Origin of the sequence: Streptomyces sp. CB02923 (genome assembly GCF_001905005.1) — a bacterium.
Lineage (GTDB): Bacteria > Actinomycetota > Actinomycetes > Streptomycetales > Streptomycetaceae > Streptomyces.
The window spans coordinates 589,309-605,700 of sequence record NZ_LWKZ01000023.1 but is presented as its reverse complement, the minus strand read 5'-3'; the positions used below and the strand labels follow the sequence as shown (position 1 = coordinate 605,700).

Sequence of the window (16,392 nt, the reverse complement as noted above, 5' to 3'; positions counted from 1 at the left end):
TGAAGCACACGTAAGGGGCCCCCTATGACCGCCGCCTCCCAAGATCTGCCCTGCCTGAACCTCGAACCGCCCAAGACGCTGGAGCTGAGCCCGCTCCTGAGCGAGTTGCAGGACCGGGGACCGATCCACCGGGTACGCACACCCGCCGGGGACGAGGCGTGGCTGGTGACCCGCCACGCCGAGCTCAAGCAGCTGCTGCACGACGAGCGCATCGGCCGCACGCACCCCGACCCGGCCTCCGCCGCGCGGTACGTGCGCAGCCCGTTCCTGGACCTGCTGATCAGCGACAGCGACGCCGAGACCGGGCGCCGGCAGCACGCCGAGACCCGCCGCCTGCTCACGCCGCTGTTCTCGGCCCGGCGGGTGCTGGAGATGCAGCCGAAGGTGGAGGGCGCCGCGGACGCCCTGCTGGACGCGTTCATCGCACAGGGGCCTCCCGGCGACCTGCACGGTCAGCTGTCCGTGCCGTTCGCCCTCACCGTGCTCTGCGAGGTCATCGGAGTGCCGCCGGAGCGCCGGGGCGATCTGACCTCGGTGCTGGCCGGTATCGCCAAGCTGGACGACCGCGAGGGCGCCGAGAAGGCGCAGCACGAGCTGTCCGCGTTCGTGGAGGGGCTGGTCGAGCTCAAGCGGGCCGAGCCGGGTCCCGACATCATCTCCCGGCTGAGCGACGGCGAGCTGCCCGACGACCGTGTGGCGCACCTGTCCATGGGGCTGCTGTTCGCCGGGCTGGACAGTGTCGCGAGCATCCTGGACAACGGTGTGGCGCTGCTGGCCAGCCACCCCGAACAGCGCAAGGCGGCGCTGGCCGACCCCGCCGTGATGACGCGCGCCGTGGAGGAGGTGCTGCGGACCGCCCGTTCCGGCGGGTCGGTCCTGCCGCCGCGCTACGCCAGCGAGGACATGGAGTTCGGCGGGGTGACCATACGGGCCGGGGACCTGGTGCTGTTCGACCTCGGTCTGCCCAACTTCGACCAGCGGGCGTTCGACCTGCCGGAGGAGTTCGACGTCTCCCGGTCCCCCAACCCGCATCTGAGCTTCGGCCACGGCATCTGGCACTGCATCGGCGCCCCGCTCGCGCGCATGGAGCTCAAGACGATGTTCACCAAGCTGTTCACCCGGCTGCCGGACCTGCGCCTGGAACTCCCGGTGGAGGAGCTGCAGCAGAAGGAAGGCCAGCTGTCGGGCGGCTTCGCCGAGCTGCGGATCAGCTGGTAGAGGGCTGTTCCTGCCCGCGTGGTTCGTAGGGGGCCCTCAAGAGGTACGACGGAACCCCGGTGTGTCAGCGTCTGACCGACGCTGACACACCGGGGTTCTTTCGCATGCCGTGGCGAGAGCGACGAGCGCGACGAGAGCACTGCCACGGGCGGGCCGGCCGGAACGCGCCGGGGCGGGCGGCCCGATGGCCGCCCGCCCTGGCTTACCGCTCCTGAGCCGTGGTCACGCGTCGCCGAGGGAGCCGAGCCATTCCTCGATGATGCGTGCGGTCTCCGGGGCCGCGTCGCGGACCATGGAGAAGTGGTCGGCGTCCACGCTGCGGACGTCGGTCCTGGAGTCCCCGCCGCCCGGCTGGTCGGCTTCGAGGCCGGTGACGGTCTTGATGCCGAAGATCTCCTGGGCGGCACGGACGATCAGCACGGGGGCGCTCGTGTGCCGCATCTCCAGCTGGTTCAGCATGCCCATCCAGCGCCCCATGGCGGACAGCCTGGAGTTGGTCATCCGTACCGGCGCGACCTCGTCGACCATGAAGTGGCGCCGCATCAGGCCCCGGAAGTCGACGTCCTCGCTCTGCTCGCGCCGGACGCTGATGGTGTCCAGCAGCACCACGGCCTCCGGCCTGATGCCCCAGGTGTCCTCCAGCAGGGCCGCCGCCAGGTAGGCGAAGGCACCGGCGGACGAGTGGCCGAGCAGGACGAAGGGGTTGCCGTCGCTGGCGCGAAGCGCGCTCTCCGCGATGACGCGCACCGCGGTCTCGGGGTTGGCCGGCAGCCGCTCCCCCGTGGCGAAGCCGACCAGCGGCAGCGCGCTGACGTGCCGCTCGCCCCGGAAGGGCGCGGCGAGCCTGGCGTATTCGTGTACGCCGCCGTTGGCGGTGGGGGTGCTGACGCAGATCAGCCGCGGCGTGCCGGGGCCGTCGGCGAGGGTGGCCGAGAGCGGCAGGTCCTCCAGTTCGGCGGTGTTCTCGAAGTTCGGCCGCAGGGCGCCGAGCGCGGAGATCATGCGCTGGGCCTCCGCCATCTTGTCGTTGTCCAGGGCGTCGAGGAACAGCCGCTCCAGCGAGTCGGTCTCCGGTGCGGCGGCCTGGAAGCCCGCCTGCGCCCCGGAGCCGTCCAGGGTCGCCTGTTCGGCCAGGTCGGCGTAGAGCCGGGCGGCGAGGTCGGCGGGGGTCTTGCTGTCGAAGACCACGGTTGCCGACAGGTGCAGTCCGGTGAGGGCGGAGAGGCGGTTGCGCAGTTCGACGGAGGTCAGCGAGTCGAAGCCCAGCTCGTAGAACTCGCGCCGGCCGTCGAGGCTCTTGGCCGAGCCGTGTCCCAGTACGGCGGCGGCCTCGGTGCGCACCACGTCGGTCAGCAGCTGCGTACGCTCCTCCGGACGCGCCGCCCGCAGCTGGTCGACGAGCGAGACGGCCGCGGCGGCGCCGCCGGGGGCGCTCGCGGCCGTCCGGCGGGCGCCCTTGACCAGGCCGCGCAGCACCGGGGGCACCGGGCCCTGGGCACGGACCTGTCCCGAAGCCCGGCCGACGGCGACGAGGTGCGCCGCGCCGGTCGTGACGGCCGTGTCGAACAGCGCCAGGCCGCGGTCCGGGCTGAGCGGCGCCGTGCCGTACGAGGCCATCCGCTGCATGTCCGCGTCCGAGAGGGCGGCGGTCATGCCTCCGCCCTGCGTCCAGGCTCCCCATGCCAGGGACTGCGCGGGCAGTCCCTGGCCGGCCCGGTGCCAGGCGAGCGCGTCCAGGAAGGTGTTGCCGGCCGCGTAGTTGCCCTGGCCGGGAGAACCGACCACACCCGAGATGGACGAGTAGAGGACGAACGCGGCGAGGTCCAGGTCCTTGGTCGTCTCGTGCAGGTTCCAGGCGGCGTCCACCTTCGGCCGCAGCACGGCCGCCAGCCGCTCCGGGGTCAGCGAAGTGACCACCCCGTCATCCAGCACACCAGCGGTGTGGATCACCGCGGTCAGCGGGTGAGCAGCGGGCACCGAACCCACCAGCTCCTCCACCGCCGCACGGTCCGCCACATCGCAGCCGCGAACCGTCACCTCGGCACCGTGAGCAGCCAGCTCCTCACGCAGCTCACCCACACCCGACGCCTCCGGACCACTGCGGCTGACGAGCAGCAGATGCCGCACCTCACGCTCCGCCACCAGATGCCGGGCCAGCTCACGCCCCAGACCACCCGTACCACCAGTGATCAGCACCGTACCGTCCGGATTCCACGCCTGCGGGGCCGCCTCCGCGCCACCACGGCGCTCGGTCAGCCGCCCCACCCGCACCGCGCCTTCACGCACCACGAACTGGGCATCCCCGGTCTCCAGCAGACCCGGCAGATCCCCCAGCACGGAAGCGAGGTCTCCGTCCTCCAGGTCCACCAGCGCGACCTGCCCGGGATTCTCCGACTGCGCCGAACGCACCAGGCCCCACACCGCACCCGCGGGCACGTCCTCCACGGACTCGCCCTCGGCGGAGGAGACGGCGGCGCGCGAGACGAACACCAGGCGTGTGGTGCCCTGTTCCTCCCGGCCCAGCCACTCCTGGAGCACGCCCAGGGTCCGGGTGGTGAGTTCATGGGTGCGCGCGGGCACGTCGTCGCCCGTACCCGTCACGGGAACCACGACGAAGTCCTCGTCGCCGGTGAGTTCCGACAGGGACGCGACCGACGCGCCCACACCCAGCTCGTCGGCGCCCAGGGACACGCACCGCACCTCGGCGGACTGCACCTCGGGGGCCGCCGTCCACTCCAGCGACAGCAGCGCGTCGGGGCTCGCGCCCCGCTGTCCCGCACCGGCCAGCTGGCCGCCGCGCAGAACGAGTTCCTCGACGGACAGGACGGGTGCGCCTTCGACATCGACGGCCGCGATGGACACCGAGTCCTCACCGGTCTTCTCGACCCGCGCCCGCAGCACCGACGCGCCTCCGGCGTGCAGCGACACGCCCCGCCAGGCGAACGGCAGGAGCTGGTCGCCCTGGGTGCCCACACCGGCCAGCCGACGCGACTGGAGCACCGCGTCCAGCAGGACCGGGTGCAGTCCGTAGGCGCCGGCGTCCTCGGCGACCTGCTCCGGCAGCGCCACCTCCACGTAGGCCCCGTCCTCGTACTGCCACACCGCGCGCAGGCCCTGGAACGCGGGACCGTAACCGGTCCCCTCGTAGAAGTCCTCCAGGTCGGCGGCGACCGCGTCCTGCGGCGGCCAGACCGCGGAACCGAAGTCCCCGATCCGCTCCCCGGCGGCGAGCGTGCCGCCCGCGTGCTGGGTCCACGGCTGGTCGAGGGCACCGTCCGGGCGGGAATACACCGAGACCTTGCGGGCGCCCGCGTCGTCGGCGGCCGCGGCCAGCACCTGGACCTGGGTGGCCCGCTCCTCGGCGAGCACCAGCGGGGTCATCAGCACGAAGTCCTCGACCCGCTCGCAGCCGACCTGGTCACCGGCGCGCATCGCCAGTTCCAGGAATCCGGCGGCCGGGAAGAGCACGCTGCCGCCCATGACGTGGTCGGTCAGCCACGGGTAGGCCTGGAGCGACAGTCTGCCGGTCAGCACCACCCCGCCGTCGTCCGCGAGGGTGAGCGTCGCGCCCAGCAGCGGGTGCTCCGCGGGGAGCAGACCGGCGCCGGTGACGTCGCCCGACAGCGCGGCCGGGCGGGGCCAGTACCGCTCGTGCTGGAAGGGGTAGGTCGGCAGGTCGACACGCTGGGCGCCGGTGCCGTCGAACCAGGCGGACCAGTCCACCTCGGCACCCGCCACGTGCAGCCGCGCCAGAGCCGTGAGCAGGGCCGTCTCCTCGGGGCGGTCCTTGCGCAGGGCCGATACGGCCAGCCGGCCGTCGGCACCGTCGAGGCTGTGCTGGGCCATCGCCGTCAGCACACCGTCGGGACCCAGCTCCAGGAAGACGTCGACGTCTTCGGCCACCATGGCCCGTACGCCGTCGGCGAAGCGCACCGTCTCCCGGACGTGCCGCACCCAGTACTCCGCCGAGCACACCAGGTCCTCGGCGGCCTGCTCGCCGGTCACGTTCGACACCAGCGGAATCTGCGGGGCCTCGTACGACAGGCCCTCGGCGACGCGCCGGAAGTCCTCCAGCATCGGCTCCATCAGCGGCGAGTGGAAGGCGTGGCTGACCGACAGGCGCTGGGTCTTACGGCCCTCGGCCGCCAGCTCCTCCGCGATACGGAGCACCTCGGTCTCGTCCCCGGCGATGACCACGGCTTCGGGGCCGTTGACCGCCGCGATCGACACGCCCTCGACCAGGCGCGGCGCAACCTCGCTCTCCGCGGCCTGGACGGCCACCATCGCGCCGCCCGCGGGGAGGGCCTGCATCAGCCGCGCCCGCGCCGACACCAGCGCACACGCGTCCGCCAGCGAGAACACTCCCGCCACGTGCGCGGCGGCGATCTCGCCGATCGAATGCCCGGCGACGAAGTCCGGGCGGATGCCCCAGGACTCGGTCAGCCGGAACAGCGCCACCTCGATGGCGAACAGCGCGGGCTGCGTGAACCCGGTCTCGTCCAGGCCCTCCGCGTCACCGAACATCACCTCGCGCAGGCCGTCGTCGAAGTGCCCCAGCACCTCGTCCAGGGCCGCGGCGAACACCGGGAACCGGCCGTACAACTCACGGCCCATCCCCACCCGCTGCGCACCCTGACCCGAGAACAGCACCGCCAGCTTCGCGGCCGAGGGCTCCGCGACCCCGCGCGCCGCCTCGACGGTTTCGCCGCCCTCGGACAGGAGTACCGCCCGGTGCTCCAGGTGCGCCCGGGTGGTCGCCAGCGAGAAGCCCAGGTCGAGGGGCGACGGGTCGGTCAGCGCGGAGATCTGCTGGAGCTGCGCGGCCAGCGCCTCCTCGGTCTTCGCGGAGAGCAGCCACGGTACGGCCGACGGCGAGGTCCGCGGCGCGGCCTCCTCCTCGGACTCCTCCTCCGCGGTCGGCGGCTGCTCGATGATGACGTGGGCGTTGGTGCCGCTGATGGCGAACGACGACACGCCCGCGCGCCACGGCCGGTCGGCCTTGGGCCACTCCTGGGGCTCCGTCAGCAGTTCCACCGACCCCGACGGCCAGTCCACGTGCGAGGTCGGCGCGTCCACGTGCAGCGTCTTCGGCAGTACGCCGTGCCGCATCGCCATGATCATTTTGATGAGCCCGGCCGCACCGGCCGCCGCCTGCGTGTGGCCGAGGTTGGACTTCACCGAACCGAGCAGCAGCGGCCGCTCCGGATCGCGGTCCTGACCGTAGGTGGCGAGCAGGGCCTGGGCCTCGATCGGGTCGCCGAGCGGGGTGCCGGTGCCGTGGGCCTCGACGGCGTCCACGTCGGAGGCGGTCAGACCGGCGCTCGCCAGCGCCTGCCGGATCACCCGCTGCTGGGAGGGACCGCTGGGCGCCGTCAGACCGTTGGAGGCGCCGTCCTGGTTGACGGCCGAGCCCCGCACGACCGCGAGAATGGGGTGCCCGTTGCGGCGGGCGTCGCTCAGGCGCTCCACGACGAAGACGCCCACGCCCTCCGACCAGCCGGTGCCGTCGGCGGCGTCGGCGAACGCCTTGCAGCGGCCGTCCGGCGCCAGGCCGCCCTGCCGGGTGAATCCGACGAAGCTCATCGGCGTCGAGATCACCGTCACACCGCCGACCAGCGCCAGCGAGCACTCCCCGGAGTGCAGCGCGTGGGACGCGAGGTGCAGGGAGACGAGCGAGGAGGAGCAGGCCGTGTCGAGGGTGACGGCGGGGCCTTCCAGGCCGAAGCTGTAGGCGACCCGGCCGGACAGGATGCTGGCGATGAGGCCGGTGCTGCCGTGCCCTTCGATGTCCTCACGGGAGTTCATCACGGTGTTGGTGTAGTCGATGCCGCTCGTGCCCACGAAGACACCGGTGTCGCTGCCCCGCAGGGACCCGGGGTCGATGCCGGCGCGCTCCAGCGCTTCCCAGGAGGTCTCCAGCAGGATGCGCTGCTGGGGGTCCATGGTCACGGCCTCGCGGGGCGAGATGCCGAAGAAGTCCGCGTCGAACGAGGCCGCGTCGACGAAGCCGCCTTCGGACGTCGCGCTGCTGCCGCTGCCGTCACCGGCGAGAACGTCGAGGTTCCAGCCGCGGTCCGTGGGGAAGCCCGTGATGCCGTCCCGGCCGTCCTTCAACAGCTCCCACAGGTCTTCCGGCGATTGCACGCCACCGGGCAGCCGGCAGGACATTCCCACAATGGCTATGGGTTCCTGCTTGGCGGACTCGGCCTCCCGAAGCCGTTGGCGGGTCTGGTGCAGGTCGTTCGTGACCCACTTGAGGTAGTCAACGAGCTTCTTGTCGTTCGACATGCCGTGGAAACCTTCCGTGTGAAAAAGGGGCCGGACTCAACGCTCGTTGTGACGGCCGAGCTCGTTGTCGATGAAGGCGAAGATCTCATCGGTACTGGCGGCTTCGATCCGCTCGGCGACCTCCGCACCGTCCTCCTCCGCCTGGGCGTCCCGCCAGTTGTCCAGGATCTGCGTCAGCCGGGTGGTGACGGCGGCCCTGGTACGGGCGTCGGGCTCGCCGGCGGCGAGTGCGGCGTCGAGCCGTTCGAGTTCGTCCAGGAGGGCCGGCCCCGAAGCGGTGTCGCCCACGAGTTCCGATACGAAGTGTTCGGCGAGTGCGGTGGGGTTGGGGTAGTCGAAGACGAGGGTGGCGCTCAGCCGGAGTCCGGTGATGTCGGACAGCCGGTTGCGCAGTTCGACGGAGGTCAGCGAGTCGAAGCCCAGGTCGTTGAACTCCCGCCGGGCATCGAGGCTCTTGGCCGAGGCATGTCCCAGTACGGCCGCGGCCTCGGTGCGCACCACGTCGGTCATCAGCCGCGGGCGCTCCTCCGGACGCGCCGCCCGCAGCCGCTCGATCAGCGACACGGCCGCGGCGATGCCGCCCGTGGAAGCAGCCGCCGTCCGCCGGGCGCCCTTGATCAGCCCGCGCAGCACCGACGGCACCGGGCCCTGGGCACGCACCGGACCCGAAACCCGCCCGAGCGCGACCAGGTGCGCCGCGCCGGTCGCGGTGGCCGCGTCGAACAGCGCCAGGCCCCGCTCCGGGCTGAGCGGCACCGTGCCGTACGAGGCCATCCGCTGCATGTCCGCGTCCGAAAGCGCGGACGTCATGCCTCCGCCCTGCTCCCAGGCGCCCCACGACAGCGACTGCGCCGGCAGCCCCAGTCCCGTGCGGTACCGGGCCAGCGCGTCCAGGAAGGTGTTGCCCGCCGCGTAGTTGCCCTGCCCCGGCGCACCCAGTACGCCCGAAATGGACGAATAGAGTACGAACGCGGCGAGGTCCAGGTCCTTGGTCGTCTCGTGCAGGTTCCAGGCGGCGTCCACCTTCGGCCGCAGCACCGCCGCCAGACGCTCCGGGGTCAGCGAGGTGACCACACCGTCGTCCAGCACACCGGCCGTGTGGATCACCGCGGTCAGCGGATGGGCAGCGGGCACCGAACCCACCAGCTCCTCCACCGCCGCACGGTCCGCCACATCGCAGCCGCGAACCGTCACCTCGGCACCGTGAGCAGCCAGCTCCTCACGCAGCTCACCCACACCCGACGCCTCCGGACCGCTACGGCTGACCAGCAGCAGATGCCGCACCTCACGCTCCGCCACCAGATGCCGGGCCAGCTCACGCCCCAGACCACCCGTACCACCAGTGATCAGCACCGTGCCATCCGGATTCCACGCCGCCGGAGCCGCCTCCGCGCCACCACGGCGCTCGGTCAGCCGCCCCACCCGCGCCACACCATCGCGCACCACGAACTGGGCATCCCCGGTCTCCAGCAGACCCGGCAGATCCCCCAGCACGGAGACCAGGTTCCCGTCCTCCAGGTCCACCAGCGCGACCTGCCCGGGATTCTCCGACTGCGCCGAACGCACCAGACCCCACACCGCACCCGCGGGCACGTCCTCCACGGACTCGCCCTCGGCAGCCGAAACAGCCCTTCGCGTGACGAACACCAGGCGCGTGGCGGACTCCTCCCGGCCGGCCCACTCCTGAAGCACGCTCAGGACCCGGCCCGTCACCTCGTGCGCACGGGCAGGCACATCGCCCCCCGCACCGGACACGGGGACCACGACGAAGTCCTCGTCGCCGGTGAGCTCCGACAGGGACGCGACCGACGCGCCCACACCCAGCTCGTCCGTACCCAGGGACACACACCGCACCCCGGCAGGCTGCACCTCCGGCGCCGCCGTCCACTCCAGCGACAGCAGCTCGTCGCGCTCCGCGCCGCGCCGTACCGCCGACCCGCCGGTGCCGGGATCGCGGTAGGCCCGCATCACCATCGCCTCGGCGGACAGTACCGGCGCGCCTTCGACGTCGACGGCCGTGATGGACATCGAGTCGTCGCCGTTCTTCACGACGCGGACCCGCAGGACCGAGGCGCCGCCCGCGTGCAGCGAGACACCGCGCCAGGCGAAGGGCAGGAACTGGTCGTCCGCACTGCCGACCCCGGCCATCCGGTGCGACTGGAGCACCGCGTCCAGCAGCGCCGGGTGCAGTCCGAAGGCACCGGCGTCCTCGGCGATCTGCTCCGGCAGCGCCACTTCGAGGTACGCGCCGTCGTCGCGGCGCCAGACCGAGCGCAGGCCCTGGAACGTGGGGCCGTAGCCGGTCCCGTCGTAGAAGCCCTCCAGGTCGACGGCGTCGCCGTCCTGCGGCGGCCAGACCGCGGAACCGAAGTCCCCGATCCGCTCCCCGGAGGTCAGCGTGCCGCCCGCGTGCTGGGTCCACGGCTGGTCGAAGGCGCCGTCCGGACGCGAGTGCACGGAGATCGTGCGGGCACCCGTTTCGTCGGCGGCCCCGACCAGTACCTGGACCTGGGTGGCGCCCTCTTCCTGGAGCACCATCGGCGTCATCAGGACGAGGTCTCCGACGCGGTCACAGCCGACCTGGTCGGCAGCGCGCATCGCCAGCTCCAGGAAACCGGTTCCCGGGAAGAACACGCTGCCGCCGATGACGTGGTCGACCAGCCACGGGTGTGTCTGGAGCGACAGCCTGCCGGTCAGCACCACCCCGCCCTCGTCCGCGAGGGTCAGCGTGGCACCCAGCAGCGGGTGCTCGGCGGGCAGCAGGCCCGCGCCGGTCACATCGCCCGACAGCGCAGCCAGACGGGGCCAGTACCGCTCGTGCTGGAAGGGGTAGGTCGGCAGGTCGACACGCTGGGCACCGGTGCCGTCGAAGATCCCGGCCCAGTCCACCCCGACACCGGTGACATGCAGCTGCGCCAGCGCCGACAGCAGAGCCGTCTCTTCCGCACGGTCCTTGCGCAGGACGGGAACGGCCACCGCCGCCTCATCCAGCGTGTGCTGCGCCATCGCCGTCAGCACGCCGTCGGGGCCCACCTCCAGGAAGACCGACGCACCCTCGGCCGCCAGGGCCTGCACCCCGTCGGCGAAACGCACCGTCTCCCGGACGTGCCGGACCCAGTACTCCGCCGAGCACACCAGCTCCTCGGTGGCCAAAGCGCCGGTCACATTCGACACCAGCGGAATCCGCGGAGCCTCGTACGACAGGCCCTCGGCCACGCGCCGGAAGTCCTCCAGCATCGGCTCCATCAACGGCGAATGGAAAGCGTGGCTGACCGACAAGCGCCGCGTCTTACGGCCCTCGGCCGCCAGCTCCTCCGCGATACGGAGCACCTCGGCCTCGTCCCCGGCGATCACGACCGACTCCGGGCCGTTGACCGCCGCAACCGACACACCCTCGACCAGACGCGGCGCAACCTCAGCCTCCGCCGCCTGGACGGCCACCATCGCGCCGCCCGCGGGAAGGGCCTGCATCAGCCGCGCCCGCGCCGACACCAGCGCACACGCATCCGCCAGCGAGAACACCCCCGCCACATGCGCGGCAGCGATCTCACCGATCGAATGCCCGGCAACGAAGTCCGGACGAAGACCCAACGCCTCCGTCAGACGGAACAGCGCCACCTCAACGGCGAACAGCGCAGGCTGCGTGAACCCGGTCTCATCCAGACCCTCCGCATCACCGAACATCACCTCACGCAGACCACCATCGAAGTGCCCCAGCACCTCATCCAGCGCCGCAGCGAACACCGGGAACCGGCCGTACAACTCACGGCCCATCCCCACCCGCTGCGCACCCTGACCCGAGAACAGCACCGCCAGCGAGCGGCTTGCCTCCGCGCGGCCCCGGGCCGCTTCGGAGACCTCGCCGTCGGGGCTCTGTGCCAGCAGCACCGCACGGTGTTCGAAGAGCGAACGGCCCGCGGCGAGCGAGAATCCCACATCCACGGGTGACGACGAGCCGCGCAGCGACGAGATCTGTTCGATCTGCGCCACCAGGGCCTCTTCGGACCTGGCCGAGACCAGCCACGGCGCCACGGTGGGCGCCGTCTCCGGCTCCGGTGCCGGCTCTTCGGCCGGAACTGCCTGTTCCACGATCACGTGCGCGTTGGTGCCGCTGATCCCGAACGACGACACACCCGCGCGCCACGGCCGGTCGACGTCGGGCCACTGCCGGGGTCCCGTCAGCAGGTCCACCCCGCCGGACGACCAGTCCACGTGCGACGACGGCGCGTCCACGTGCAGGGTCTGCGGCAGCACACCGTTGCGCATGGCCAGGACCATCTTGATGATCCCGGCCGCGCCGGCCGCCGCCTGTGTGTGGCCGAGGTTGGACTTCACCGAACCGAGCAGCAGCGGCCGCTCCGCGTCGCGGTCCTGACCGTACGTGGCGAGCAGTGCCTGGGCCTCGATCGGGTCGCCCAGGGGCGTGCCGGTGCCGTGGGCCTCGACCACGTCCACGTCCGAGGCGGCCAGGCCGGCGCTCGCCAGCGCCTGCCGGATCACCCGCTGCTGGGAAGGCCCGCTGGGCGCCGTGAAGCCGTTGGAGGCGCCGTCCTGGTTGACGGCCGAGCCCCGCACGACCGCGAGGACGGGGTGACCGTTGCGGCGGGCGTCGCTCAGGCGCTCCACGAGGAGGATGCCCACGCCCTCCGACCAGCCGGTGCCGTCGGCCGCGTCGGCGAACGCCTTGCACCGGCCGTCCGCCGCGAGGCCGCCCTGCCGGCTGAACTCCATCAGGGAGCCCGGGGACGACATGACGTTGACGCCGCCGACGAGGGCGAGCGAGCACTCACCGGCCCGCAGGGCGTGGGACGCCGCGTGCAGGGCCACGAGCGAGGAGGAGCACGCCGTGTCGACCGTCACCGCCGGGCCTTCCAGGCCCAGCGTGTAGGACAGCCGCCCGGAGGTGGCGCTGGCGGCGATTCCGGTGCCGATGTCACCGGTGGCGTCGGCCAGGGAACGCACCAGCAGGTAGGCGTAGTCCTGGCCGTTGGTGCCGACGAAGACGCCGGTGCGGCTGCCGCGCAGGGACACCGGGTCGATGCCGGCGCGCTCGATCGCCTCCCAGGAGGTCTCCAGCAGGAGCCGCTGCTGCGGGTCCATGGTGACGGATTCACGCGGGGAGATCCCGAAGAAGTCCGCGTCGAAGTCCGCCACGCCGTCGAGGAAGCCCCCTTCCTGGCTGACGGCGTTGCCGCGCTGGTCGACGCCCGCGTCGCGCAGGGCGTCGAGGTCCCAGCCGCGGTCCGTGGGGAACGCGCTGATCGCGTCCTTGCCGGAGGCCAGGAGGTCCCAGAGGTCCTCGGGTGAGTTCACGCCGCCGGGGTAGCGGCAGCTCATCGCGACGATCGCGATCGGTTCGGTGGCCGCGGCGACGAGTTTGCGGTTCTCCCGCCGCAGGTGCTCGGCTTCCTTCAGAGAGGCGCGGAGGGCCGCGACGACGGTTTCGCTGGATGTGGTCATGGTCCGCTCTTTCAGCGCTCTTGGGTGGAATTGCCGTCGAGAGCCGCCTGCACCAGGCCGGCGACGTCCATCGCGTCGATCGACTCCTCGTAGGCGTCTGCTGTCGTGGAGGCGTCGGCCTCGCCGTTGGACGCCGCGTGCTGTTCGGCGGCGAGCTTCATCAGGGGGCCGAGTACGCCGATCTCCCGCAGCTGGTGCATGGAGACGGTGGCGAGCAGGGCCCTGATGCCGGAGGAGTCCGGGTCACCGTCGCCGGTCTCCTCCCCCGGTCCCTCGTCGGGGACGAGCAGGCTCAGGATGTGCGCTGCCAGGTCGACGGGGTTGGGGTGGTCGAAGACGAGCGTGGCGCTCAGGCTCAGTCCGGTCGCGGCGCCGAGCTGGTTGCGCAGTTCGACGGCGCTGAGGGAGTCGAAGCCGAGGTCGCGGAACGCCCGGTCGGCGCCCACGGCGTCGGCCGTGGGGTGTCCCAGTACGGTCGCGGCCCTGGTACGGACCAGGTCCAGTACGGCTTCGGAGCGCTTGGCGGGCGGCAGGCCCGTCAGCTTCTCGCGCAGCGCGTCGCCGGTGGTGTCCTCGCCGGTGTCCCCCGCCGCCTGGTGCTCGGCGGTGGTGGCCTCACCGAGGAGCGGGCTGGGCCGTACCGCGGTGAAGGAGCGGATGAACCGGTCGCGGTCGATGTCGGCGACGACCTCGACGGGCCGTCCGTCCATGACCGCCCGGCGCAGCGCCACGACGGCGAGATCCGGGTCCAGCGGACGGATTCCGGTGCGCCGGGCCACGTCGGCCGCCCGGTGGTCGTCGGCCATTCCGCCGCCGCCCCACACGCCCCAGGCGATCGAGGTCGCGGCCAGGCCCTGGGCCCTGCGCTGTTCGGCGAGGGCGTCCAGACCGGCGTTGGCGGCGGCGTAGTTGGCCTGGCCGGCGTTGCCGACCGCTCCGGAGGACGACGAGAACAGGGCGAAGACGTCCAGGTCCAGGTCCCGCGTGAGGTCGTGCAGGGCCAGGGCCGAGGCGGCCTTGGCGCGGTAGACGGCCTCGTAGCGGTCCGGGGTGAGGCTGTCCAGGACACCGTCGTCCAGGACGCCCGCCGTGTGGATCACGCCGGTCAGCGGTGCCTCGTCGGGAATCGTGGCGAGGACCTCGGCGAGCGCGTCGCGGTCGGCGGCGTCGCAGGCGGTGAGGGTGACCTCGGCGCCCAGTGCGGTCAGTTCGGCCCGCAGTCCGTCCGCGCCGGGGGCGTCGGCGCCCCGGCGGCTGAGGAGCAGCAGGTGCCGGGCGCCCGCCTCGGCGAGCCGGCGTGCCACGTGGGCGCCCAGGGCTCCGGTGCCGCCGGTGATCAGGACGGTGCCGGTGGGGTTCCACTCGCCCGTGCCGCGCCCGGCCGGTACGGGTACCAGCCGGCGGCCGAAGGCGGCGGACGGCCGGACCGCGATCTGGTCCTCCGTGCCGGGAGCCGCGAGGGTCTCGGCGAAGCGGGCCGCGGACCGCTCGTCGAGCGTGTCGGGCAGGTCGATCAGACCGCCCCAGCGCTGCGGGTGCTCCAGCGCGGCGACCCGTCCCAGGCCCCATACGGCGGCCTGGGCGAGGCCGGGTACCGGCTCGGAGGGCGCGGCGGCGACCGCGCCGCGGGTGACGCACCACAGGGGTGCGGTCTGGTCCGCGTCGCCGAGCGCCTGGATCAGGGCGGTGGTCAGGGCCAGCGCCTCGGGGGTGTCCGCGCCCTGTCCGGGTGCGGCGGCGAGGGCGAGCAGCGACACGACTCCCGTGAACGCGTGCCCGTCGTCGGCCAGTCGGCGCAGTCGTGCGGTCAGTTCCGCACGGTCGGGGCCGGTGGCTTCCAGGCGCACGGTGTCCGGGCCCAGGGCGGCGACGGCGTCGGCGGCCCAGGGGTCGTCGGTGAGTCCGGCCGGGAGCACGGCGAGCCAGGTGCCGGCCGGTGCGCGGGAGGACTGCGGGTTCAGCGGCTGCCAGGTGATCTGCTGCCGCCAGCCGTCGACGGTGCTGTCCTCGCCGCGCCGGCGGCGCCAGTCCGCGAGTGCGGGGAGCACCTTGGCCAGTGCGTCGCCGTCGACGTTCAGCGTCGTCTCCAGCTCGGCGAAGTCGGCCTCGCGGACCGCCGACCAGAAGCCGTCGTCCTCGCCGTCCGCCGTGGCGGGTCCGGTGGCCGGCTGGGCGACCGGCCAGAACCGCTGGTGCTGGAAGGGGTAGGTCGGCAGGTCGGTGCGGCGGGGCTCGGCCGTGGCGCCTTCGAGGAGGGCGTCCCAGGCCGGGGCGGTGCCGTCGGCGTACAGCCGGGCGACGGCGGTGACCGCGGACTCCTGCTCGTCGCGGTCCCTGCGCAGCACCGGTACGGCCAGTGCCTGCGAGGACAGTTCGTCGAGGGTGTCCTGGGCCATGGCGCACAGTCCGCCGTCGGGGCCGAGTTCCAGGAAGGTGGTCACGCCGCGCTCGGTGAGGGTGCGGACGCCGTCGCCGAAGCGGACCGCCTCGCGGACGTGGCGCACCCAGTAGTCCGGGGAGCACACCTGCGCTTCGGTCGCCGCCTCGCCGGTCACATTGGACACGAGCGGGATCTGCGGGGCGTGGTAGTCCACGCTCCGGGTGACCCGTCGGAAGTCCTCAAGAATGGCGTCCATGTGCAGGGAGTGAAACGCATGGCTGACCCGCAAACGCCTAGTCTTGCGTCCGTCGGCGGTGAGTTTCTCCGCGATGCCCAGTACGGCCTCCTCGTCACCGGAGACGACCGTCGACCGCGGCCCGTTGACCGCGGCGATCGACACGCCCTCGGTCAGCAGCGCCGTCACCTCCTCCTCGGCGGCCTGGACTGCGACCATGGCGCCGCCGGCCGGCAGGGCGTTCATCAGGCGGGCGCGGGCGGCCACGACCTTGCAGGCGTCCTCCAGGGAGAAGACCCCGGCCACGTGTGCCGCCGCGATCTCGCCGATCGAGTGTCCGGCGGCGAAGTCCGGGCGGATGCCCCAGGACTCGACCAGGCGGAACAGTGCCACCTCGATGGCGAACAGCGCGGGCTGGGTGAAGCCGGTCTGGTTGAGCCGCTCCGGGTCGTCGGAGATGACGTCCCGCAGCGGGTGCTCCAGCTCGGCGTCCAGGTGCGCGGTCACCGCGTCGAATGCCTCGGCGAACACCGGGAAGCGGGCGTACAGCTCCTGGCCCATGCCCGGTCGCTGGGTGCCCTGGCCGGAGAACAGCACCGCCAGCTTGCCGCGGCGGGCCGCTGCCTCTCCGAGGACGACCTGCGGTGAGGTGTGGCCGTCGGCGAGCGCGGCCAGACCGGCCAGCAGGTCGTCGCGGTTGCCCGCGAGGACGGCGGCACGGTGGCTGAACACCGATCGGGTGGTGGTCAGCGTCCGGGCGAGGCCGGCGGCGGTGAGTTCGGGCCGGGCGCTCACGTAGGAGTGCAGCTGC

General features: G+C 72.7%; 4 protein-coding genes (1 of these 4 only partly in view). 1 reads left to right on the top strand and 3 read right to left on the bottom strand.

All coding sequences use genetic code 11. The features are described from left to right. The first annotated feature begins 24 nt into the window (after positions 1–24). Positions 25–1,218, top strand: a complete 1,194-nt coding sequence (locus tag A6A06_RS20950; protein ID WP_073762805.1) for a cytochrome P450 — start codon at positions 25–27, stop codon at positions 1,216–1,218. A gap of 222 nt (positions 1,219–1,440) precedes the next feature. On the opposite strand, the gene A6A06_RS20945 is transcribed toward A6A06_RS20950, so the two are convergent. The 3 genes in view from A6A06_RS20945 to A6A06_RS20935 are tightly spaced (at most 56 nt apart) and all read right to left on the bottom strand, a layout consistent with a single transcriptional unit that may run on beyond the window. Further along, positions 1,441–7,506 (bottom strand): type I polyketide synthase, encoded by a 6,066-nt coding sequence (locus A6A06_RS20945; protein ID WP_073762804.1) that lies wholly within the window; start codon positions 7,504–7,506, stop codon positions 1,441–1,443. A gap of 36 nt (positions 7,507–7,542) precedes the next feature. After that, complete coding sequence (locus A6A06_RS20940; RefSeq protein ID WP_443333770.1) at positions 7,543–12,921, bottom strand: type I polyketide synthase; 5,379 nt, start codon at positions 12,919–12,921, stop codon at positions 7,543–7,545. A 56-nt stretch (positions 12,922–12,977) separates the two neighbouring features. Continuing rightward, positions 12,978–16,392, bottom strand: the 3' end of a protein-coding gene (locus tag A6A06_RS20935) for a type I polyketide synthase (RefSeq protein ID WP_073762802.1). Its footprint extends 25,055 nt past the window's final position; 3,415 of the gene's 28,470 nt are visible here — the last part of the coding sequence; its start codon lies off the right edge, out of view — the gene reads right to left on this strand; the stop codon is at positions 12,978–12,980.

Excerpts from the sequence above, each read along its gene's own strand:
- A6A06_RS20950 (WP_073762805.1), top strand. The coding sequence starts at position 25 with ATGACCGCCGCCTCCCAAGATCTGCCCTGCCTGAACCTCGAACCGCCC.
- A6A06_RS20945 (WP_073762804.1), bottom strand. The coding sequence starts at position 7,506 with ATGTCGAACGACAAGAAGCTCGTTGACTACCTCAAGTGGGTCACGAAC.